Source organism: Paenibacillus sp. FSL R7-0026 (assembly GCF_038004485.1).
In the GTDB taxonomy this organism is placed as follows: Bacteria; Bacillota; Bacilli; order Paenibacillales; family Paenibacillaceae; genus Paenibacillus; species Paenibacillus xylanexedens_A.
The window spans coordinates 4,641,129-4,663,326 of the sequence record NZ_JBBORG010000001.1 but is presented as its reverse complement, the minus strand read 5'-3'; the positions used below and the strand labels follow the sequence as shown (position 1 = coordinate 4,663,326).

General features: G+C 47.3%; 16 protein-coding genes. 8 read left to right on the top strand and 8 right to left on the bottom strand.

All coding sequences use genetic code 11. The features are described from left to right. The first annotated feature begins 66 nt into the window (after positions 1-66). The 3 genes from MKY44_RS20520 to MKY44_RS20510 all read left to right on the top strand — a co-directional run bounded on the left by MKY44_RS20520 (position 67) and on the right by MKY44_RS20510 (position 3,839). Complete coding sequence (locus MKY44_RS20520; RefSeq protein ID WP_341008339.1) at positions 67-609, top strand: CueP family metal-binding protein; 543 nt, start codon at positions 67-69, stop codon at positions 607-609. A 183-nt stretch (positions 610-792) separates the two neighbouring features. Continuing rightward, positions 793-1,794 carry an ABC transporter substrate-binding protein gene (locus MKY44_RS20515; protein ID WP_341008338.1) on the top strand — a complete coding sequence of 334 codons (1,002 nt, stop codon included), beginning with the start codon at positions 793-795 and terminating at the stop codon, positions 1,792-1,794. Continuing rightward, positions 1,791-3,839 (top strand): iron ABC transporter permease, encoded by a 2,049-nt coding sequence (locus tag MKY44_RS20510; RefSeq protein WP_341008336.1) that lies wholly within the window; start codon positions 1,791-1,793, stop codon positions 3,837-3,839. The genes MKY44_RS20515 and MKY44_RS20510 overlap by 4 nt, the downstream gene beginning before the upstream one ends. Positions 3,840-4,126: 287 nt before the next feature. Here the strand turns inward: MKY44_RS20510 and MKY44_RS20505 are convergent, their stop codons facing one another. Continuing rightward, complete coding sequence (locus MKY44_RS20505; RefSeq protein ID WP_341008335.1) at positions 4,127-5,299, bottom strand: aminotransferase class I/II-fold pyridoxal phosphate-dependent enzyme; 1,173 nt, start codon at positions 5,297-5,299, stop codon at positions 4,127-4,129. Positions 5,300-5,393: 94 nt separating this feature from the next. Further along, positions 5,394-7,469 carry a methyl-accepting chemotaxis protein gene (locus tag MKY44_RS20500; RefSeq protein WP_341008334.1) on the bottom strand — a complete coding sequence of 692 codons (2,076 nt, stop codon included), beginning with the start codon at positions 7,467-7,469 and terminating at the stop codon, positions 5,394-5,396. 256 nt (positions 7,470-7,725) lie between these two features. Between MKY44_RS20500 and MKY44_RS20495 the strand changes: the two genes are divergently transcribed. Beyond that, complete coding sequence (locus MKY44_RS20495; RefSeq protein ID WP_341008333.1) at positions 7,726-8,754, top strand: hypothetical protein; 1,029 nt, start codon at positions 7,726-7,728, stop codon at positions 8,752-8,754. A 79-nt stretch (positions 8,755-8,833) separates the two neighbouring features. On the opposite strand, the gene MKY44_RS20490 is transcribed toward MKY44_RS20495, so the two are convergent. From MKY44_RS20490 to MKY44_RS20480, 3 genes are all read right to left on the bottom strand, one after another. Further along, entirely contained in the window at positions 8,834-9,553 is a 720-nt protein-coding gene (locus MKY44_RS20490) for an SDR family oxidoreductase (RefSeq protein WP_249912069.1), read from the bottom strand. A 243-nt stretch (positions 9,554-9,796) separates the two neighbouring features. After that, entirely contained in the window at positions 9,797-11,860 is a 2,064-nt protein-coding gene (locus MKY44_RS20485) for a beta-xylosidase family glycoside hydrolase (protein ID WP_341008331.1), read from the bottom strand. Between the two features lie 33 nt (positions 11,861-11,893). Beyond that, the gene (locus tag MKY44_RS20480; protein WP_341008328.1) at positions 11,894-13,828 is read right to left on the bottom strand and encodes a carbohydrate-binding protein; all 1,935 of its coding nucleotides are present in this window, start codon (positions 13,826-13,828) and stop codon (positions 11,894-11,896) included. Positions 13,829-14,731: 903 nt separating this feature from the next. Between MKY44_RS20480 and MKY44_RS20475 the strand changes: the two genes are divergently transcribed. Together MKY44_RS20475 and MKY44_RS20470 are read left to right on the top strand one after the other, a co-directional pair. Continuing rightward, complete coding sequence (locus MKY44_RS20475) at positions 14,732-15,091, top strand: hypothetical protein (protein ID WP_341008327.1); 360 nt, start codon at positions 14,732-14,734, stop codon at positions 15,089-15,091. Positions 15,092-15,125: 34 nt separating this feature from the next. After that, a complete protein-coding gene (locus tag MKY44_RS20470; RefSeq protein WP_341008326.1) occupies positions 15,126-16,811 on the top strand; it encodes an exosporium glycoprotein BclB-related protein in 1,686 nt (561 codons plus the stop codon). A 181-nt stretch (positions 16,812-16,992) separates the two neighbouring features. Here MKY44_RS20470 and MKY44_RS20465 read toward each other — a convergent pair whose 3' ends face one another. Both MKY44_RS20465 and MKY44_RS20460 read right to left on the bottom strand, forming a co-directional pair. After that, positions 16,993-18,954 carry an AraC family transcriptional regulator gene (locus MKY44_RS20465; protein ID WP_341008325.1) on the bottom strand — a complete coding sequence of 654 codons (1,962 nt, stop codon included), beginning with the start codon at positions 18,952-18,954 and terminating at the stop codon, positions 16,993-16,995. Positions 18,955-19,281: 327 nt separating this feature from the next. Next, a complete protein-coding gene (locus tag MKY44_RS20460) occupies positions 19,282-19,635 on the bottom strand; it encodes a DoxX family protein (protein ID WP_341008324.1) in 354 nt (117 codons plus the stop codon). 140 nt (positions 19,636-19,775) lie between these two features. Between MKY44_RS20460 and MKY44_RS20455 the strand changes: the two genes are divergently transcribed. Both MKY44_RS20455 and MKY44_RS20450 read left to right on the top strand, forming a co-directional pair. After that, positions 19,776-20,159 (top strand): winged helix-turn-helix transcriptional regulator, encoded by a 384-nt coding sequence (locus tag MKY44_RS20455; RefSeq protein WP_341008323.1) that lies wholly within the window; start codon positions 19,776-19,778, stop codon positions 20,157-20,159. A gap of 24 nt (positions 20,160-20,183) precedes the next feature. Then, positions 20,184-21,221 carry an NAD(P)/FAD-dependent oxidoreductase gene (locus MKY44_RS20450; RefSeq protein WP_341008322.1) on the top strand — a complete coding sequence of 346 codons (1,038 nt, stop codon included), beginning with the start codon at positions 20,184-20,186 and terminating at the stop codon, positions 21,219-21,221. Positions 21,222-21,379: 158 nt separating this feature from the next. Here the strand turns inward: MKY44_RS20450 and MKY44_RS20445 are convergent, their stop codons facing one another. After that, a complete protein-coding gene (locus MKY44_RS20445; RefSeq protein WP_341008321.1) occupies positions 21,380-22,174 on the bottom strand; it encodes an ankyrin repeat domain-containing protein in 795 nt (264 codons plus the stop codon). Positions 22,175-22,198: the final 24 nt, after the last annotated feature.

Below are 22,198 nucleotides of genomic sequence, written 5' to 3'. Positions count from 1 at the left end.
TAAACTGTCCGTATCACTGTGTTCTCCCTTATAATAAACCAAAACGGACGAGGAGATGGACTCCAGATGAAAAAACAAATGTGGATCATTGCAAGTGTTGCAGTTGTAATTGTAATTGGAACCTATCTGTTTGCAAACAATACGGGTAAGGAAGAGGCGGGTACAGCCAATGCGCCCAACATCCGAAAATTGGTGGAAGATATCAGCACAGGAAAAGAGACACCGGAATCTGCTTCCATCAATGCCAGACAGTTAATCGTCACCGATCAAGATAAAAAGACCATTACATATGATTTGCCTGAAAATGAATTTTTCCTTTCCATTGCACCCTATGTGGACCAGACCCATCCCTGTGCAATTCATAGCTTGACCGGTTGTCAGGGGGAAATGAGCAATAAGGAATTTAGCGTTACCATTCACGATTCTCAAGGCAACACTTTTGTGAAAGATGAAGTAATGAAGTCTGGTGCGAACGGATTTATGGATTTTTGGGTGCCTAGAGACAGAACCTATCTGATTCGTATTGTTGGAGATGGAAAGGTTGCAGAAACGCAATTGTCTACATACGAAGATGATAATACATGCATCACTACAATGCAGTTGAGTTAATGCAAACAGCAATCAATAGAAGGGAAGGATGGCCGTTAAGCTATCCCTTTCCTTTTTTTATTTCATAAAAGAATGGGAATAAGGTACTTTCCATTGACAAAAATCCATTCCTACGGCATAATCCAATAGTGATAATGATAATTGTTATCATATAAATACATATTAACAGGGGAGAAAAGAGATATGAAAAAAGGGTTGAATGGACTGTTGATTATGCTGGCCTTTGTGCTGGTTTTGGCGGGTTGTGGTAAAACCACGACTACAACAGATACAAGTCAAGGTAGTGACTCCGGTAGTGCTCCGGCTGAAGAGACAGCAGGTCCTGTTACCGTGAAGCATAAACGTGGAGAGCTTAAGCTGGACAAGCCAGCAGAACGTGTCGTTACGCTTGAATGGACATATACGGAAGATGTCGTTGCTCTGGGTGTTCAACCAGTAGGTAACGCAGATAATGCTAACTATAAAGTGTGGGTAACATCCGAAGCAGCACTGGATGACAGTGTAACGGATATCGGAACACGCAGTGAACCAAATCTGGAAGCTATTGCTGCATTGAAGCCAGATCTCATCATTGCTAATGCAGATAATAACACGGCGGTCTACGATCAGCTTAACGCGATTGCTCCAACGATTGAATATGATCCGTATGATGGTGACGGCTATGATTATGACAAGATGACAGAGATCTTTAATAACATTGCAACAGCTCTCGGTAAAGAAGACAAAGCAAAAGAAGTTCTGAGTGATCTCGATCAGCACTATGTAGAAGCCAAAGAAAAACTGGCTGCTGCTGGGAAAGAAAACTTCAACTTTGCACTGACACAAGCGTTCACATATCAAAATGCAGTCAGCCTGCGTATGTTTACCGATAACTCGGTTGTGATTGGTACTTTGGACAAAATCGGACTGGTTAACGACTGGAAGCCGGACAAAGTTGAAAACTATGGCTTCTCTACAGTAGGCATTGAGTCCTTAACCGATGTGAAGGACAGTAACTTCATTTACATTACACAACCAGACGATGACGTCTTTGGCACAGCCATGAAAGATAACTCGGTATGGAACGGACTGAACTTTGTGAAGGAAAAACGCACATATCAACTCGATAGCACAACATGGACATTTGGTGGACCGATCTCCTCCAAAGTATTGGTTGATGGGGTAGTCGAGGCGATTACCAAATGAGTTCGGTTCAAGGATCTAAGCCAGCTATGAATTGGCGCACAATAAGCATATATGGGGGCGGTCTAACCGCTCTCATCGTGCTTTTTTTTGTAAGTCTGTGTTATGGAGAAGCTTCCATTCCTTTGCATGTCGTTTGGGACGCTCTTACAGGCAGACAGGATTCATTAGAGCACAATATGGTCTGGGACTTGCGCATGCCGCGTACAGTGATTGGTATTCTGGCGGGTGGCGCACTGGCTGTTGCGGGCGCTTTGCTGCAAACGATTACCCGTAATCCATTGGCTGCTTCAGATACGCTGGGCATTAATGCGGGAGCATACTTTGTGGTGGTGCTGGGAGCTATCGCTTTTCCAGGTCTATTAAGTCAGTCGCCTTTTCTTTTCGCAGCCCTAGGTGGTTTGCTGGCAGCATTTGCGGCTTATTTCATGGGCGGCGGACGAACATCAAGCCCGGTTCGACTTGCGTTGTCCGGTATGATTGTATCGATGGTGCTTGGTTCATTTACAAGTGCATTACATATTTTTTTCTCCATGGAGACACAAGGGTTGTTCCTTTGGGGTTCCGGAACACTTGTCCAGAATGACTGGAGTGGTGTGTTTTATGCTTTGCCTTGGGTGGTTGGTATTACCCTTCTTGCGTTAATCCTGTCCAGACAGTGGGATATGCTGGAGTTGGATGAATCAACGGCTTCTTCCTTGGGACAAAAGGTTACATTGGCTCGTGCAGTAGGGTTAATTCTCGCTGTATTGCTGGCTGCTGTGATTGTCAGTGTAATCGGACCGATTGGCTTCGTGGGACTGGTCGCACCACATCTGGTTCGATTGAGTGGTGTACGTTCTAACCGATTACTATTACCTGGTGTGTTCATATGGGGCGCAGCGCTCCTGGTTGGAGCAGATGTCCTCGCCAAGATGGTGCATAACTCCAGCATGGAACTGCCAACGGGTGCCGTTATGGCGATCATTGGTGCACCGTGGCTCATCTGGCTTGTTCTTACTCGCATGAAGGCTGCAAACGGATCAGGCATGTCAACTTCAATGAGCACAGGAGGAGCTGCGCGTCGTTTTGCATTTGGCCCGATGGCTGTATTATTTTCAGTCATAACGGTCGTGCTTATCTTGCTCAGTACGATGTTTGGCGGTATGCGAATTCCGCTGGCCGATTGGTTACCAAGTCTGTTCCAATCCGATGGATTGTTCTCCGCGCTGATTCAGCTTCGGATTCCGCGTACACTTGTTGCCGCAGGTGCAGGAGCTGCACTGGCAATCAGTGGTGTGCTCATTCAGATGGCGGTACGTAACCCGCTGGCAGATGCTTCAATTGTTGGTGTGTCCTCAGGTGCAGGGCTTGGAGCGATGATGGTCATCATCTTATGGCCGGGTCTTCCGATATACTTGCTGCCAATTGCGGCAATCATCGGTGCAGCCATTGCTGCAGTGGTGGTGTTCTCCCTCGCCTGGAAGAAAGGACTGAACCCTTCGGCGGTTGTGTTGCTGGGGATTGCAATGTCTGCCATTGCTGGAGCAGGTATTCAGATTCTGATTGTCCGTGGTGCGGTATACGGTAGCAGCGGATATATCTGGCTGACAGGAAGCACCTATGCTCGTACCTGGGAACAGGTGAGGGTTATCGGATTATTTTTAGTTATTCTGGTACCGGTGGCTTGGTGGCTGGCACGAAGATTCGAACTGCTGGTATTTGACGACAATAGTGCATCCGGGCTTGGTCTCGGGGTACGTCGTACACGATTATTAGCCATGACAGTGGGTGTGTTACTTGCAGCAGGTGCTGTTGCTTGTGTAGGAACCGTCGGTTTTATCGGTCTGATTGCACCACATATGGTACGGTTACTGACGGGGAATAAGTTAAGACGTTCGATTTTTTTATCCGCATTAGCGGGTGCAGTCATGCTGGTGCTCGCCGACACAATCGGCAGAACCGTCATGGCACCGACAGAGATTCCATCAGGCATACTCATTGCGATTATTGGAACACCGTACTTCCTGTATCTGATGTATCGTTCCAACTGGCGCAAGTCTGTATAAAAAGTTCAAACAAAAAGCCTGCTCCCCGAGCAGGTTTTTTGCTGTCACGGTATGCCCTCCAGCCATGATCTTATGTTCCTGTTTAACCTGGTTGCATATATATTGGATCATTGGACCTGACGTGGTACCCACAGATAACCTCACCCAATGAATGTCTACTCCCGCACCAAATGACAAAATCCCCTCACGTCTACAAGAAGTAGAGACCACGTTATAAAACGTGAAACTCTTACTCCCTGTGGACCTTGAGGGGATATTTGCTAGAGCACATTCGAATCGTACTCCGGTTAGCTGGATCTCAAAATCCCGCTGTCATCGACGGATTGTACCGCCTGTTGCAATATTTCATTATCCTGAACGAGGGCGAAGCGCACATACCCTTCACCTGAAGGACCGAAGGCACTGCCTGGCGTTGCGATGACTCCTGCATGTGTAACCAGATCCATGGTAAATTGCTCTGAGCTGTCGTAGTGAGCGGGAATACGGCTCCAGACAAACATCGTTGCTTCAGGTTTGGCAATCGGCCAACCCAGACTGCTGAAGCCCTCACAGAGGATGTCTCTGCGCTGTTCATAGATAGCTCGGACCCGTTCAACCTCGGATTGATTTCCGGTAATGGCGGCAATTGCTGCTTTTTGGATGGGCAGAAACATCCCGTAATCCATATTGGATTTTAGCTTTTTCAGCATGGAGACCATGGTTGTATTGCCCACACAGAAGCCGATTCGGGCTCCCGCCAGGCCATAGGTTTTGGATAAGGAATTGAATTCCACACCGACGTCCATGGCACCAGGGAATGCGAGGAAGCTTCCACATGACTTTCCGTCAAATACGAGTTCACTGTACGCATTATCGTGAAGCACGATAATATCATACTTCTTGGCAAAGGCAATCAGGTCGACATAGAACTGATCTGGTGCCATCGCAGTTGTTGGATTGTTGGGATAAGAGACCAGCATGAATTTTGCTCGATGAGCGATATCTTCCGGAATATCCTGAAGCTGAATAACATACCCGTTTTCTTCTTTTTGCGGCATATAATAGAGTTCTGCACCTGCCAGTAGCGGTCCATCCGCGAAGACGGGATAGCAGGGGTCAGGGACAAGCACCAGATCACCTTCATCTACAATGGAGAGGGATATATGTGCGAGTCCTTCCTGTGAACCAAGCAAGGAACAGATTTGTGTTGCCGGGTCTAATTCGACCTGATAGCGCTGCTTGTACCAATCGCTTGTAGCTTGCAGCAACTCACTCTGATCATTCACAGCATATATATAATTAGCCGGATCAGCAGCGGCCTCGCATAGTGCAGTTATAATATGCTGCGCAGGTGGGATATTCGGCGTACCCACACTGAGATCAATAACGGGCTGCCCGTTCTCCAGTCTGCGGCGTTTGATCTCCAGCAACCGGGTGAAAATTCCTTCGTTGAAATGATCCATTCGTTTGGCAAAGTTCATGATGATGATTCAGCCTCCAATCCTCTTCGTACGCATATTCATTAATAATAAATGGACAGCGACTAAAAGAGAAGAGCAGGGGAAAGCTTGCGGATCATGACTTTACTTTAAACTGGCTTAGTTCGTCTTGCAGTTTGCCAGATAGCTGGTTCAACTGTTTCGACAGATCCGCTACCTGTTCGATACTATCCAGCTGATCCTGCGTGCTGGCGCTTACTTCTTCCGTCGATGCCGAGTTCTCCTCTGTGGTGGAGGAGATAATCTCCAGTGCCTGGAATATCTCATCTTTGTGTTTGTGTACATTGGCGGTATTAGTAGTAATCTGCATCATACGTTGTTGTAGATCTTTCAGGTCTTGGTTAATACTGAAGAATACATGTTTGGTATCTTCTACGGATTTGGCATTCTCCTCCGCAATCTTCATACCGCGCATGGTATGTTCAACCGACAGGGTTGTTTTCTCTTCAATCACATTCACTTTTTTGTTGATTTCCTCTGTTGCCTGAGCCGTCTGTTCTGCAAGTTTGCGGACCTCTTCGGCAACGACGGCAAATCCTCTTCCATGTTCGCCAGCACGTGCAGCCTCAATGGAGGCATTCAGGGCGAGCAGGTTCGTTTGAGAGGCAATCTGTTTGACTGTATCCACAAAACTGGATATTTCATTCCGACTCAGGTCAATCTCCTGGATAATAGAGGACATTGCTTGGGTGGACTGATGGTTTTCCTCAGACCATTTCGATAATTGTTCCACGACCGCAAGTCCTTGGCTACTCTGATCAGCAGATGTCTGCACGACCGTTCCCATAGCCTGCGCATCGGTTGCAATTTCGTCAATTTGGCTGGATAACGAGCCTGTTTTACGTAAGATATTTTCCGTTTCGATGGACTGATAATTCGTTGCATTGGCAATCTCGTTGATGGCTGTTGATGTGTCATTCATGGTCACAGCCGTTCGTGAGGAGATGGCCTGCAGATCATTCGACGACTGGTTCAGGATTTGCGCCGAGCTGCCGACCATTTGCAGCATGCTCTGAATTTTCTGCACCATGGAATTCAAGCCTGTAGCGATCTGTCCAATTTCATTATTGGATTTGATATCCAGTTGGACAGTCAGGTCACCTTGTTCAATCTGTTTAATCTTGGCCAGCAGCTGTGGTATGGAGCGTAACAGACGGCGAAGGGTAATGTAACAGATAATCACAAGTAGAAGGGTGGCTGCAGCAAAACCGCCAAGCGTAATCCACGTGAACGTTTTTAATTCCGCGAGAACTTCTTCTTCGGATATGGTCAGACCAACGGACCATCCCGTATCCTTGCTGGTAGCGTAGCCGATATAACGACGTTCCCCATTGTCGTTCATAAGCTGTACGCCGTTTTCACCGGCAAGCATTTTCTTGCCGATGTCCCCCATGTCCCCCGTACTGTCCAGGATGTTCTCCTTCAATACCTTCTCTTGATCCGGATGGTACAGAATTTCCCCGCTCTTGGACAGCAACATGGAATAGCCCGTGCTTCCAAGGGAATAACTCTCCATAATCGCTGGAATATCCTTGAATGCAATATCCGCTGCGGCAAAGCCGATCGTGTTATTGTTGTCGTCTTTGATCGGATAAAAGATACCCATGAGTACATCGCCTGCTGCAATATCAATGTACGGATCGGAGAAATAAAGTCCGTCTGCGGCGGTAACCGGCTTGTAGTATGGACGTGACTGGATATCAAAGTCCGGTGCAGATACAACACCATCATTTTGAATCCAAAACCCTTTTCCATCCAGACCCGCCACCCAGGCATCGGCAAACGAAGGCTCTGCCTTAACGATAGCGGCCAGTGTCGCCTGTGTCTCTGCAGCGTAGGTTGAACTTGCGGCATCTGTTGCAGATGCTGTTGTTTCTATGTATTGCCTAAATAATGTGTTGGTGGACATTTGCTTGACCAGCGCGCCCTTTTCCTTGAATAGTGCATCAAATTCACTAACAATGGCTTGTGTCTTGGTCTCGAGCATGGATTCCTGCTGTTTCACCAGAATGTTTCGTGTGCTTGCAAACATAAATGTCCCCAGCACGGTAAATACAACTACGATAATGACCAGCAGCACAATGGACAACGTATTTGCCATACTGGATGTCCGTGCTCCCGTTTTCCCCCACTTCTTCAACATGTTCGACATATTCCATCTCCCCAGATGAGTAATAAAAAGCTCAAAACGTCTAAGTTATATGTCGGCATGATCTATAGTTTTATGTAGATTTCTGTCGAATAATCCTGAAAGCACGGAAAGGAAAGGTATGAGTATGAGAAGGATGAAAGGGAGGGATGAAAAAAGAGGAAAGGAATGAAAAAACGGGGATCGGTAGTGGTTCATCCAGGCGATCTTGTTTATAATGGAATGAATTGGAACTATGGGTGGAAAAGGGGGATTATCTGTGAGTGAGTTATGGCATGCTTCAATACAGGGGGTTCCATGGAATGCCGAAAAGATGCACCAGGCGGTGCATCTGTTGCGTCGTAGAGCAACGGTTCATTTTCGCGTTGACGCGGATACATACGAGGACCTTGCCGAGCTCGATGCCAAAGTATTCTTTGCCCGGCCGGATCTGATTCTACACATATCACATATGGACCCTAAAGGGGTATATTCATCCGGATTTTTGGGGCGACTGGCACAGTTGAAACATGTGTCTGCCTTGCAGCTTGATCTTTCACAGGCACAGGATTTGACGATTCTGGGTGCGATGGAGCAACTGCAGTTTCTAAGATTGAATTCACCTGCAAAGGCGACCGTGCTCGATTTTATTAAACACTACAAACGATTGACCTTTCTTGAACTGCGTGGCAAATTCAACGGATTTGACTCCATTGCGGCATGTCTCCAACTGCATACGCTCATTCTGAACTGCACGGTCGAAAGTGCTGATGTGTTGGCGGAACTGCCTATGCTTCAGTATCTGTCCCTGGATCACTGTGAGTTAAAAGGGGGACTGGATGCATTGACACAGTCGACCATATCGATGTTGAAGCTAAGCTCTGTTCGCAAGCTGACGAGTATTCAGGGACTCGAACAGATGCGCGGGCTGGAATATCTGCATCTGTCCTTGCCCAAGCTGGAGCAATTATGTGACTTTTCCCATCTCACCTCTCTCAGACAGCTCGAACTGGACTATATGAAATCGTTACGGGATACCACACATCTATGGACAGCCCGTGCTTTGGAGTCTCTTGAACTGAAAGAGATGAATACGGCGCTCAAGGCGGATTCGTTTGCTGGGCTAACCGGGATGGAGCAGTTGCGCCAAATTGATTTTCGTTTTATTGATGTTAACAAAGGACGGATTGCAGCTATGCGTGATCACCTGGACAAGGCCGGAAAATCCCATTTGTTATATGAAAATATCCCTGAGCATGAACGCCTGAATTCCATAGGTATTACACACTTGTCGCATGTATTAATGTAAACGAACTTCTGTCCAGCATGTGTATACAGAGCGCACTCCGGTGAACGGACCGATTGAGGCGTGTAGATGTCATTGCTATCTAGGTGTTCGTATCCGTTAATGCGGGTATGTTGATCTCTTTCACGCAGGCCGCTTTGGACAAGCTGATGATACATCGAACGATGGCGACCATATCCTGCAGGGGAATGCGGGTCCCATCATACTCGGCCAGTGCACGTTCCATCCCGTCTTCATACGGAATTTCTGCCGCCAGTTCTCCCGGGTTGATGCATGTCACCGCGATGCGGTCATTTCTCGTATGTTCTCTTAGAGCTTCCGTAATACCCCGTATGGCAAATTTGGAGGCGACAAAAGAAACCTGGCTGCTGCCTGCATTGCTCAAACCGGCTGTTGAACCAATCAGGATAATCTTCCCTGCTTCAGACTGGCGGAGCTGAGGCAGTAAAGCCTGTATACATACAATTGTAGAAGTCACATTCACATGGATCAGCTGACTGATATCTGCGGGTTCATCCTTATCAAACGTGTAGTGCTCTTCAAATCCTTCCTTTTCCCAGATCCCCACGTTATAAATAAGCACATCCAACGTCTCACCTTGAAGTTGGCTGGCAACTTGCTCCGCGGCCTGAAGCTCGGAAAGATCAGCTTGAATCCATATTCGCTGGACGCCATCCTCCACGGACAGACTTTCCGGCTTGCTGCGGGAGACCACCCAGACTTTATCACCAGACTGTGGCACACCTCGGACGAATGCATCGCCCAATCCTTTACTTGCACCGAAGACAATTATATTTTTCACATGAAACCCTCCTTACAGATTAGAAATGATTAAGTATTTACATTAATCTATATCTTACTATAGAGGTGATATATGGAACATGAAGTTTACATGAGTTATGCTTCATCCTTATCAAGATTCGGGATTTATGAAGTTAAAAGGTGAAGCTCTTCATAAAATGTACTGAAAGGACCTGGCTCCACACATGGTGAAGTCCAGGTCCTGATCAATAAACGAAAAATTAATAACCGAATAAAACTACATTTATTCTACGCGGAAATAATCGAAATCTGCATATCCTCCGGTAGACTTCGTTGCATAATTGAATAGTGCAAACCGGTATCCCATAAAGTGTGGCAGGGTGTAAGACATTTGAAGTGTATTGCCAATGGTTGTCCAGTTGCTGCCATTCAGGCTATAAGCAAAGTAGGCTTTGTCGGTCTGGTTCGTAAAATCACAGATGAGGCGGAGATAGATTCTGTTCTGGTTTAATGGCACAGTTGCTACTTCAGTCATGGTGCCGGAACTGGCATTAGTCATAACGATGGATTTGGTGCTGCCCGTCATTTTTACGCCGACAAAACCATATTTGGCCTGAAAAGCAGCGAGTCCAGCATAATCACCATCCTTCATGCCTGCTGTATCCAAAGCGGTAATCCCTGTGCTTTTTGGACCAAAGGTTCGTTGTGTCAGCGTGTTGCGGGCTTCTAACAGGTTTTTGCTGAGTTTGCCTGCGGTTAACCGCATGAAACCGGGCCGCTGGAGCAGGGACCAGTTGGCAGCATCAGGGTTATGATTCCACTGCCAGAAAGTAGCGAGACTGGATGTACCGGAAGATGAATTGCTCGTCAAGGAGACGTCATCCACATAAAACGCCATCAGATCATTGGTCGGGTCCGGATTCGAGTTATACGGTGTTTCCACAAAAATAAAGCTTTGGGACAGGTCTGCATTCGACGGAACGGTATACGTACCTTGAATGGTACCCCACTGTCCGCGGGTTAACGTCGCACTGCCCATAATGGTAATTCCGGTATAACTTGCACCGTTCTGGATGCTAAGATTGAACGTTTTGGTTGCAGGACCAGTAGTGTATTTGATCTTTGCCGAAAAAGAGTATGTTCCTCCTGGTACCAGCTTGCCTGTAACCATCTGTTTGGCTCCGCCTGCTGTCTGCTGTCTGCCGCTGACGAGCAGACTTTTTGTACCGCTGAACGCTTCGGCATTTGTTACGGTGATGTTCGCCGTATTGTTGCTGGTCCACGGCTGAGTGCTGCTTTCCTCAAAGCCGCCGTTCACTAACAGTTGCGTTTCTGAGGGTGTACCTGATGTGGTTGCATTGAACTCATCGGACCCGTAGATTTTGGCAGCAGGCTGACCTTCAACGGGCATATTCATGGTAAGGGGAACCTTGCCGTTCACTCCAAACACAGGCCAGTTATCCGACCACGTCACAGGAACGAGATAGGGGATGCGTCCAATGGCCCCGCTATCACGAAACAGCAAGCCGTACCAAGCGCCGGATGCGGTATCCACGATGCCTCCTTGGGCGATTCCCGAGTCTCTGAGTACAACTTTACCTGTGTATGGACCAGTCAATGTGTTTGCACGATAGGCAAGCTGAATGCGACCATCACCCGAAGGCCATGCAATCAGGAATACATAGTACATGCCATTGATCTTCTGAATGTGTGCTCCTTCTGCCTTTACAATCATGTTGGAGCCGGCAACACTGCTTGCGTTTGGAATCAGGACCTGATTGAGACCGCCGGACTTGACGGCCTTGGCATCAGATGTTAGTTCAACGATACTGATGTTATCACTACCGTGAACAAGAAAGGTCCGATTCCCGTCAAACAAAAGGGAGGGGTCATGGTAATAACTGTTCAATGTGTAAGGTGTCCATGGTCCTGTTTCAATATTGCTGGTTTGGTAAATATACGTCTTGCCCGTGGAAAGCGAGCCAAAGGCCACATAATATATACCGTTGTTGTACCGCAAGCTACTCGCCCAGGAACCACGCCCATACTCGTTTTGTCCATTGTTCAGATTCTGTATGTCCCCGTTCCCAAGCGTATCGTATACATAGTTTACGATGCTCCAGTTGACCAGATCATAAGACTTCATGACCGGGACTCCCGGATTCATATGCATCGTTGTGCTTGTCATATAAAATGCATTGCCCACCCGAATGACGTCACTGTCAGGAACATCCGCGTAAATAACCGGATTATTGAACGTTGCGGCTGAAGCAGCGGGACTTGTCCAAGGGAATGATGTTATAAGCAAAGGAAGAGCGAGTAGAAGAGTACTGATTTTTTTCCACATATTCTATCCTCCCAATCGATCATGTCCTATGAATTAAAGCGAGTACTCCAGATAATCAATGTAAGCATCCCAAGTGCCATTATCCGTTGTTACGACCAGCTTGATTTCCTGATTGCCTGTAGCGTGAGTGATGCCGGTGAGGGTTTGAACGGTCGGCTCCGTTCCCGTGAAGTAGAAAGAACCAGCGGTTACACCCCCGATGACCAGATCAACACGAGCTGTATTATTGTTGTTGGAAGCGCCGCGAACAGAGAATTGATGGGTTGGGAATGCAAAATATTGATTGTATGCTGCATAATCATTGTTCCCGTAAAGAGCGACTCCATTAAAAGGGGAACTGATTACGCCAGCGTATTGGCCGCCAAGCGTCATATTCTCGGCTTCGTAACGGGTAACGTTTGGATTAGGATTAGGATTTGGGTTAGGGTTGCCGCCCGAACCGGATGTGAATTGCCAGTAGTCCAGTTTGAACAGATTTCCATTGCCTGAGCCTGTAAACACCAGATACAAACGATGTACACCCGTTGCGTTGGTTACATTCGTCTCCATCTCGCGCCAAGTTTGCGAACCGCCGGTTGAGCTTACATTAAGTGTTCCAGCCAGAGGACCTGTCGGACTGTCCAGTCGTACCTCGATGTTGCCATTTCCGGTAGAAGCGACATTGGCCTTGAATTTGGAGGCTCCAGCTGAGCCAAAATCAACATTGCCGACCGCGATCCAATCCCCATTATGAATATTAGTGACATTCTGATTGGCTACAGGTCCACCGCTCGCTTGACTCGGTTCAGTGTTAATTCCTGCTTGCCAGCCAATGGTTTCAGCTTCCACCCGGACATACGGGTTGAGGTTGGACGTTTGGGATACACCAGTCATGTTACCTTGCACTTCCTGGATGGAGCCATCCGCGTTGTGGGTCAGTTTGTTGATGTGGGTGGAACGGTACCCTTTACCATCACCGAGGAATGCCTTACTCACCGTTTGTGCATGGTACGCCACATACCATTCGTTGTTGAACTGGAACACGGCATGGTGGTTATTGCCGCCTACGCCGAAGAACGTGCCGGGATTTTTCAGAAAGTGCCCTTTATACGTGAAAGGCCCCATCGGGCTGTCGCTGACCATGTATCCGATCTCACCTTTTGGATATGCAGTGGGATGTGTTCCCGCGAAGTTGATACAGTAGGAGTAATAATATTTGCCGTTATACTTGTGGATGCCAGAATCTTCGAACATATAAGGAGAATCAATAGTCACAGCACTGCCCACCACACTGGTCATGTCGGCACCGAGACGAATGACCCGAGCTGTTTTGGGATTGGCAATGGAAGCAGCGTTGGTATCGTTCGGAATGCCGCCTCCAGCATACAAGTAAGCAGAGCCATCATCATCGACAAGTACAGCCGGATCAAAGAGCCAGGTTACGCCGGACATACCCGGTGTTCCGTGTGTCAGGAGGGCACGTCCAATTGGGTCGGACCAAGGACCGATGGGAGAATCCGCTGTTAGTACCCCAATACCTCCGCCCGAGTTGGCAAAATACAGGAAAAATTTTTCTTTGCCAGCAATGGTTTTCTTCGCCATGGCAGGAGCCCAGGATTGGGTAGCCCATTTGGCAATCCCTTGTCCATTATTGGCATTATTCGCACCCGCTACCGGGATGGAACCATGGTCTGTCCAGTTCACCATGTCAGCTGAAGAGATGACGTTAATTTTCCCGATCGTGCTGTACTGGTTCTCTCGGACAGAGCCGTCGCTGTTGTACAGATATGCATCACCTGTCATGTAGACATAGACCCGATTGTTATGGACGAGCACATAAGGATCGGCTCCCAGTTTATGATCGATGAGGGGATTAGAGTTTCCAGGAAGTTTGGCAACGGCTGCATTGGCTGCATGGCTCGATTCAACGGGCAGGGTGACAAAGATTAGCAGACACGACAACAACAAAACTAGCGGTTTACGAATCATACGTTTCGCCTCCATGAGATTGGATTAGTTGGTGAGCTGAAATTCAGAATAGCTGAGATGATGAAATGCCGAAAAAAAAGAAGAGATTTCCCTCATGTCACCCCCTTCTTGAAATAATGGTTAGGTTGGCTGTTAGGATAAGTCTTCATGTTGTCATATATGGTTTAAGCCAGACAACCTGTGCACCGGGTACGTGGTCACGGCAGCAAGGGGAGTGGCTATAACCCGAAGTAAGCCTGGATCTGTGGGTGCGATTAGAAAAGCTATAATCTGTCAGGTTTCTTTTTGTAATCGCTTTCAATAAAATGAGTTAGAACACTGAAATTTGGCGAAGAAAGAGATTTGGTCACACTTAAATGTAATTATTTTTCATATTTTCTTTTAAATGTTTATTAACTTGACGATATCATATCACAATTTTAAGATAATACAATCTTTTTCTATTTTTTAGTAGAGGATGAAGAAGATCATTATTCTATGTGTTTAACATTGGGCTTGATGACAAAATACGATCTCGTATTCTATAAGACTACACTTTCAAGCACAGCTCTACCCGCCCACCAAATAGATACGAGAAAAAGACATCTTAAGCTGCGACCGTTTCCCTGGAATCTACCGGGGGAACGGTTATTTTCGTTTTTTTCTGGAATCGATCCTGGTTATATAACAAAATCTACTCTTACTTGTTGTTCAACTTGCACTAGCATAAATTTCTGCCCATGTTGTACATATTCCAGTTTTTGTATACCTAAAGCCCTGAGCGTAGAAGGTTGTTAAGTGATAATGGTGGAGTGCCCCCTGTGTTTTGTCCACACCGTTGGTTGAGTGTTTGAATATTACTATCGAGTGAGCTTATGCCAAATACTGCTAGAGTCAGAGGTTCATAAAAGGTGGGATGGGAAAATGGCTATTTTGTCAACTGGGCCGATTGAAAACAATCCGGTTTCCGGGGTTAGACCGACCCAACAGGTAACGATTAGATTGGCAAGTCGGGCTGAGGTGGATTCTGTAACAGTGTCCATTCAGGGTTATGTGCTAAGCACAACAAGAACGCTATATGTGAGTGAAGTGATCAGTATTGCTCCTAATGAAGCAGTGACTAGAACTTATTTTGCAGATTTAGATGCTTTTGAGTTTGTTTTTGGAACAGACGTGGAAGGTGTGGAGGAAGTAGGGATTTCAGTGTGGGGCAAACAAGCCTCTGGGCAATTGGTAGATGCACACCGGGTGGTGGAGCACGAAAAAACAGTTAATGACATCTAGGAGATCAGAAATCCCCAAAAGAGGAGATGTAGCGATGAGCTTTTTATCAACAGGGCCAATAGAAAATAATGCTGTTAGCGGTGTAAGGCCGACTCAGACAGTTACAGTCAAAATTGATAACCGCAGTGATGTGAGTACCTCAACCATACAAATACAAGGCTATTACATGAGTGGTGGAATGAGGATTCTGTATGTCAGTGAGTCTTTTGACATCGCACCTAATCAAATAGTAACCAACAACTATTTTGCCAATTTAGATGCCTTCGAGTTTACTTTTACAACAACAGCGACGGTTAATGATCCTGTTCAAGTATCCGTATGGGGTAAGAGCAGCACAGGCGCATTGGTAACAGCCCATCGTTTGGTTTCTTCCGAATTGCTGGGTGACATCCCAAGCATCACTGGAGTCACAGGTGCAACCGGAGCAACAGGAGCGACAGGCACAGCAGGTACAACAGGTGTAACTGGAGCAACAGGCACAGCAGGTACAACAGGTGTAACCGGAGCAACGGGAGCGACAGGCACGGCAGGTACAACGGGTGTAACCGGAGTAACGGGATCTACAGGCACAGCAGGTACAACCGGAGTAACAGGAGCAACAGGCACAGCAGGTGCAACCGGAGCAACGGGAGCGACAGGCACGGCAGGTACAACGGGTGTAACCGGAGCGACAGGCACGGCAGGTACAACGGGTGCAACCGGAGCAACGGGCACGGCAGGTACAACGGGTGCAACCGGAGTAACGGGAGCAACAGGCACAGCAGGTACAACCGGAGTAACAGGAGCAACAGGCACAGCAGGTACAACCGGAGTAACGGGAGCAACAGGCGCAGCAGGGACAACCGGAGTAACGGGAGCAACAGGCGCAACAGGTACAACCGGAGCAACAGGAGTGACAGGCACAGCAGGTACAACTGGAGTAACAGGAGCGACAGGTACAACAGGAGCGACAGGTACAACAGGAGCGACAGGTACAACAGGTACAACTGGAGTAACAGGAGCAACAGGAGCAACAGGAGCAACAGGTACAACCGGAGTAACGGGAGCAACAGGCACAGCAGGGACAACGGGAGTAACGGGAGCAACAGGCGCAGCAGGTACAACTGGAGCAACAGGAGCGACAGGCGCATCAGGTACAACGGGTGTAACAGGAGCAACAGGCACAGCAGGTACAACCGGGGCTACGGGTGCGACTGGTTCTGGAACAATTATTCCTTATGCATCAGGACTTCCCGTTGTGTTGACTACAGTTTTGGGTGGACTTTTGAATACTTCCAGTTTAGTTGGTTTTGGTAACAGTTCTACCGGAGTAAGTGTTAACGGAGGAATTATTGATCTCACAGGCGCTGCAGGCACATTGCTTAACTTTGCTTTCTCAGCATCGCGCGCAGGAACGATTACTTCACTGGCCGCTTATTTCAGCACAACAGCCGGACTTAGTTTGGTTGGATCTACAGTAACCCTAACTGCACAATTATTCCGATCCACTACACCTAATAACTCCTTTACAGCTGTACCGGGTGCATTGGTAACCTTAGCTCCTCCACTGACCGGCATTTTGGCACTGGGCACAATATCCAGCGGGGTGACTACAGGGCTGAGTATTCCGGTATCTGCCGGTGATCGCCTGCTTATGGTATTCTCAGCATCAGTAACAGCCGGAATTGATGTGGCTACAACCGTAGCCGGATATGCAAGCGGCGGCCTTACCATCACTTAACGGAAATTTAGCTCTATAACAAGTTCATAAACAGTGACCCCTTGCGATCATGGTGAGTGGTCCCTGTTTATGTGTGTGCTTTTGTTTTCAAATTCTTTTCAAATGAAAGATAAGGACTATACAAAAACATAAAAAGGCGAGGAATGCTCCTCGCCTCGTACATACCGTGGTCTACTCAATTTCACTCCGTTTTGGTTAGGCTGTCTACGACAAATTTAAGTTGGGCTTCCAACGAAATTGGGTCACTAAACACGAAGCCACGGCTTTCCTCGCGATAAACGTGGTTATTCTGGACAGCAGGGAGGTTATCCCAGATAGGACCTTCAAAAACGGAATCCCCACTCTCATCACCTGTCCATCCACTAATAAAGATATAATCTCCTGCATATTGTGGTAACAATTCAAGTGATAACTTGGCCCAACCTTTGCCGCTGTCGATGGCTTCCTTCTGGATTATCGGCGGTGCCTTCAGGCCGAACTCGCCATAAATAATATCTCCACCTCTACCAAAGCTCCCGTAGGCATAAAATTCTTTGGCACTTCCCGTATCAAAAATCGAAACAGTGCGATCACCTACCGCTTGCTCCACGAGTGGTTTATATTCAGTGATTTTAGCGTCCCACTCTGCGATCCAGGCCTTCGCTTGCTCTTCTCTACCAGTCATCTTGCCAAAATCCATCAATTGCTGCCGCAGAGGTATTCCATATTCAACAGCGACGGTCGGCGCAATTTTGGACAGCTTTTCGATCGTTTCAGGGTCATTCCAAACGACAATTAAATCCGGCTGCAACTCCATGATTTTCTCGTAGGGTACATCGTTACCGATGTTGACAACGTCATCGAGCTTTCCTTCTGTATAACTGTTAAAGGACTCATCACCAGTTCCAACAGGCTTAAGGCCAAGAGCTAGCAAATGACCGGTAAAGGCTCCTGCAACCATTACGACCCTTTGAGGTTTTTTGGGGATTTGTACTTCACCGTTAACCGCAGAATAGGTTACCATCTCCGAGCTGCCGGTTGTGGTGTTACTGATATTACTCTCTGCACCTACAGTGGGACTTTGCGTACTGCCAGTGCTTCCATTCGTGTTTGCTGGCCTGGAACATGCGCTAACCAATAGAGTTAGGCACAACAGTAGGGTAATTCCTACAGGTAGTTTGCTTCTATACATCCGTAAATCTCCTTTTTCGCTATGTTGATAATGATTATCATCTCTGATATCAATATAACGACGGAGTTTACGCGGAGCAATGGATGATCGAAGCCTAAGGATAGGACGATAAGAATCTCTCGTCACTTGTCCGGACTCATCCTTGAATTGCTTTGGTGTGACTCCTGTATGCTTTTTGAACATTCTTATAAAATAGGATACATCAGCATATCCGACGCTTACAGCGACTTCTTGCAGAGATAACTCGGTCTTTTGCAGCAGCGTCACTGCTTTGTTCATCCTAATACCGATTAAGTAATCGATTAGACTTGCGCCAGTTTCACGTCGGAAGTACTTGGACAGATAAGGGACGCTGTAATGGAATGTACGAGCGAGGGTTTCCCGGGTCAGCGGCTGGGCGTAGTGCTCCTGCATATAGCGAATAAGCTGAGAAGCAAGGTTAGGCCTAACAATGCTGACCTGCTGTTGATCCATTTGTCTGAGCAATTCATATACAAATTGATAGAATAGTGTTTTGGTATGGAGTCGCTCCAAGCGTCCCGGTTTATTCCACTCGCCCAGCATTCGCTCAGTGATTTCGTAGAAGATGGCAGGATGATATGGAATAAAACCGTACTGGAGATGGAATGGCAATGGTTGATCCGGTTGTTGAAGTGTATGCTGCTTGCCAGGTAGCGGTAAGGAGGCTTTGTAGAAAATCAGGTAATAATGAAAGGATTCGTTCGTTGGGATGATGTCCAGACGGGTGTTTTTGCCCCCATGAAGCATATAAAATGGTTTGGTAGCATGCTCATTTCCGTCTAAGATCACGGTTGCATTGCCATTCGTTACGTACAAAAAGGCGCTGGCAGGGAACAGGTAAGGACGTACGCACTCGTCGGCCTGTATGACAATATGTCGTACATCCATGATTTTGAGCGATGCACAATTCCAGATGAGTATGTGTTCTTGTACATTCAAGGTTGCTTTCAATAGAGAGTTGTCTTCCTTCCATGAGCTGTTGAAGCCAGCCTTTTATGTGGTGAGGTTATTATATAATAATATTAGTGACTTTTTGTCACTTTCCAAAACGTTCCCCGGTAGTGCCAGATTCTTCTCATAACTTTCGAGTATAAAAGCGAGAAATGTTTGATGTCATGTCCTCTCCATGATCTAAAGAAAATCGCCGAATTCTCCATGTACATGGTCTTTATTATGCGCTGTGGTACACAGGCCGCTAGCGGTTCGTTCAACGGAAACTAGGCACCCGAAACATGGGGTTCGTATTACGCAGTACATCGGATCAGTCCACCGTTTCCTTTATAGTCTTCCAAAAACTATGATCAATGCCAGAACTATAAAAAAGATATTCACGCCGAGCTCCTGGTACTCTTTACGCCGAATATGAAACAGCATCCCGAACAGGGTGACCGTAGCCAAAGCGATTGCCGCGATCGGCGTAAGCACCGGAGTGATGTTCAGCGCCCAAGGAAAAACAAGGCCAAGCGCTCCGAGCAGCTCCGCGCTACCGATCAAAATAACTAGACTTTTCGGCACATCATTGACCCAGGCCCAGGTCTTTTTTGACGACTCGATACGAATGGTTTTCATCGATCCTGAATATATGAAACCTAGCGCCAATATAAGTTGTACGATCCATAACGTTACATTCATCTTTTCTTATCCCCTCACTTGCTCGATTTTAATATCTGCCTCTATACTAAAGTGAGAAGGCCCAATCTGGAAGTAGGCACTTAAACCTAACCAGGTAACCAAAAGTATACCCGGATATGGTCAGAAAGTGAGGAATAAGAATGACGGTATATTGCAAATTCGGAACGGCCTTGGATATCCTTACGGGTAAATGGAAATCTTTGATTCTTCTACGCCTGCTGAGCAACGGTACAATGCGGTTCAGCGAATTACAAAAAGCCATTCCAGATATTTCGAAAAAGATGCTGACCCAGCAGTTAAAAGAACTGGAGTATCACGATATTGTGCATCGCGAAGTATATGCCCAGATCCCGCCTAAGGTAGAATACTCGATTACGGAGTACGGACAGCTGATGAAACCTGTGCTCCAGACAATGAGCGACTGGGGAGCCGGCCATATGCAGCATATGGAGAAGCTGTACAGCGAAGAAGACGAAAAAAGAGCAAACCCATCCGAACTTCGGAAAATTAATTCCTTGGAGTGATAGGGTGACAAGGGAGAGTTAGTTTTGAATAAACAAAAAATTGTGATCATTGGTGCAGGGATTGTTGGGGCGTGTATGGCCTATCATCTAGCCAAACGAAATCAAGATGTAACTGTTATTGAACGACACTCAGCCGCGGCGCGTGAAGTCACAGAAAAATCATTTGCCTGGATACATACGACGCATAGAGTGGCTCCTGAATACTGGCATTTGTACGATGCAGCTGTGGAAGAATATCACACACTTCAGCAAGAGTTGTCCGAACTGAACATTCATTGGCATGGTGCGCTAACTTGGGACACTCCGCCTCTAAGGGATCAACACTTTCAAAAATTAAACCGGGAGCAGCTTGAGGCATTGGAGCCCAGTCTGAAGGAATATCCGCATGAAGCCATGTTTGTCAGCGAAGAAGGTGCGGTGGACCCTATTGCGGTAACGGAGCTGTTGTTGAGCAAAGCCCAAGAGTACGGAGCAAAGATTCAGTACGACACCAACGTTACACAGCTGAAGCAAGAGGGTTCCCGTCTGGTTGGTGTTCATACAACCAAGGGTTTTGTGGAGTCGGATGTTGTGGTATTGGCGGCAGGAACAGGTACACCCGAACTTTGTAACCCGTTAGGTTGTCACGTGCCGGTAACTTCGTCACCTTCGATTCTGATTCGGATGAAAACTGCTAATAAACTGATACACACATTAATCTCCAATGCGCAATTTGAAGCGCGTCAACTGACAGATTATACACTGCTGGCTGCGGAAGACTATATCGACGAGTCGGAGGAAAACGGACCACAGGCGGTCGGTAAGCGAGCTTACGACACATTGCGTCGCAGTCTCAAGCACGGTAATCAACTGGAACTGGAGAGCATAAAAGTTGGATGGAGACCCATGCCTGATGACGGTTATCCGATTGTGGGCTTCCATGATCACATGAATGGACTTTATCTGACGCTAATGCATTCTGCAATTACGCTGGCGCCGCTGATTGCGAATCTGGCTGCAAGTGAAATTATTGATGGCAAATCAAGAAATGAATTAGACCCTTGTCGCCTCTCCCGGTTTTAGAATCACCACACAACGAAAAGGACATCGCTCAAGTGGCGATGTCCTTTTCGTTGTGTATATTTGTTGGAGTCTTCTACACTTCCCCAGTGGCCACCGGATTCTCCTCATAACTGTATTCGCAGCCGCTGGCGATTGGCAATTCTATGCTAGCCATTCATCTACCTGTGAATCTCGCTAGCGGATTTGGCACCTTGACTTTCAAGCCACGGGATCAGTTCGGCTGAAAAATTACGTTTTGCTGTATCCAGTGGAGTCATTCCATCCCAGCTGGCTATCCAGTTCAGTTCGGCGCCTTGGTCAAGAAGGCATTCGGCTGTTTCTCTTTGACCTCCATGGCAAGCACACCAGAAGGCAACGGTTACTGCATCGGGAGGAGAAGGGGAGGTGCTTGTTCCCCAAGGATAACGTTCCGGGAGTTTGGCTCCTTTAAAATGTTCTTGTAGGGCGTGAATATCTCCAAGGGCGGCTGCATGCCAAAGGGCAAAGATCGCGCCGCGCTCAACCAAGCGTCGTGCTGTATCCCATTGTGCGAAAGCAATAGCATCGTCCAGCGGCGTGCCACTGGCGATCACCGCGCCAGGCGTTTCAATGTCTGCGCCAGCATCAAGGAGGGCATCGAGCACTTGAACGTCATTGGAGCTTGCAGCCCAATGCAAAGGTGTCTCGATGTTTGGACCGACAAAAGGAGCGTTCACTTCCGCACCGAACTTGGTCAATACTCGCACGGCATCCGCTCCATTAGGGAAGTGCCCAGGCCAATCCGTCACCACGTGCAGCAGCGTTCGAGAGATACTGGAGTCTGCATCTACGTTGTCAGGCTTTCTTTCCAATATTCTTATGTTTGCCAATCCCGGATTCTCTGCCAGCAGTTGCTCTAACGTTGGAATATCTCCAGTGTGAATGGCTTGAATAACGCTCACTGCAAGTTTTTCATCTTCGTGAATAAACTCCATGCTCAAATCTCCTTCCAGGCTTAT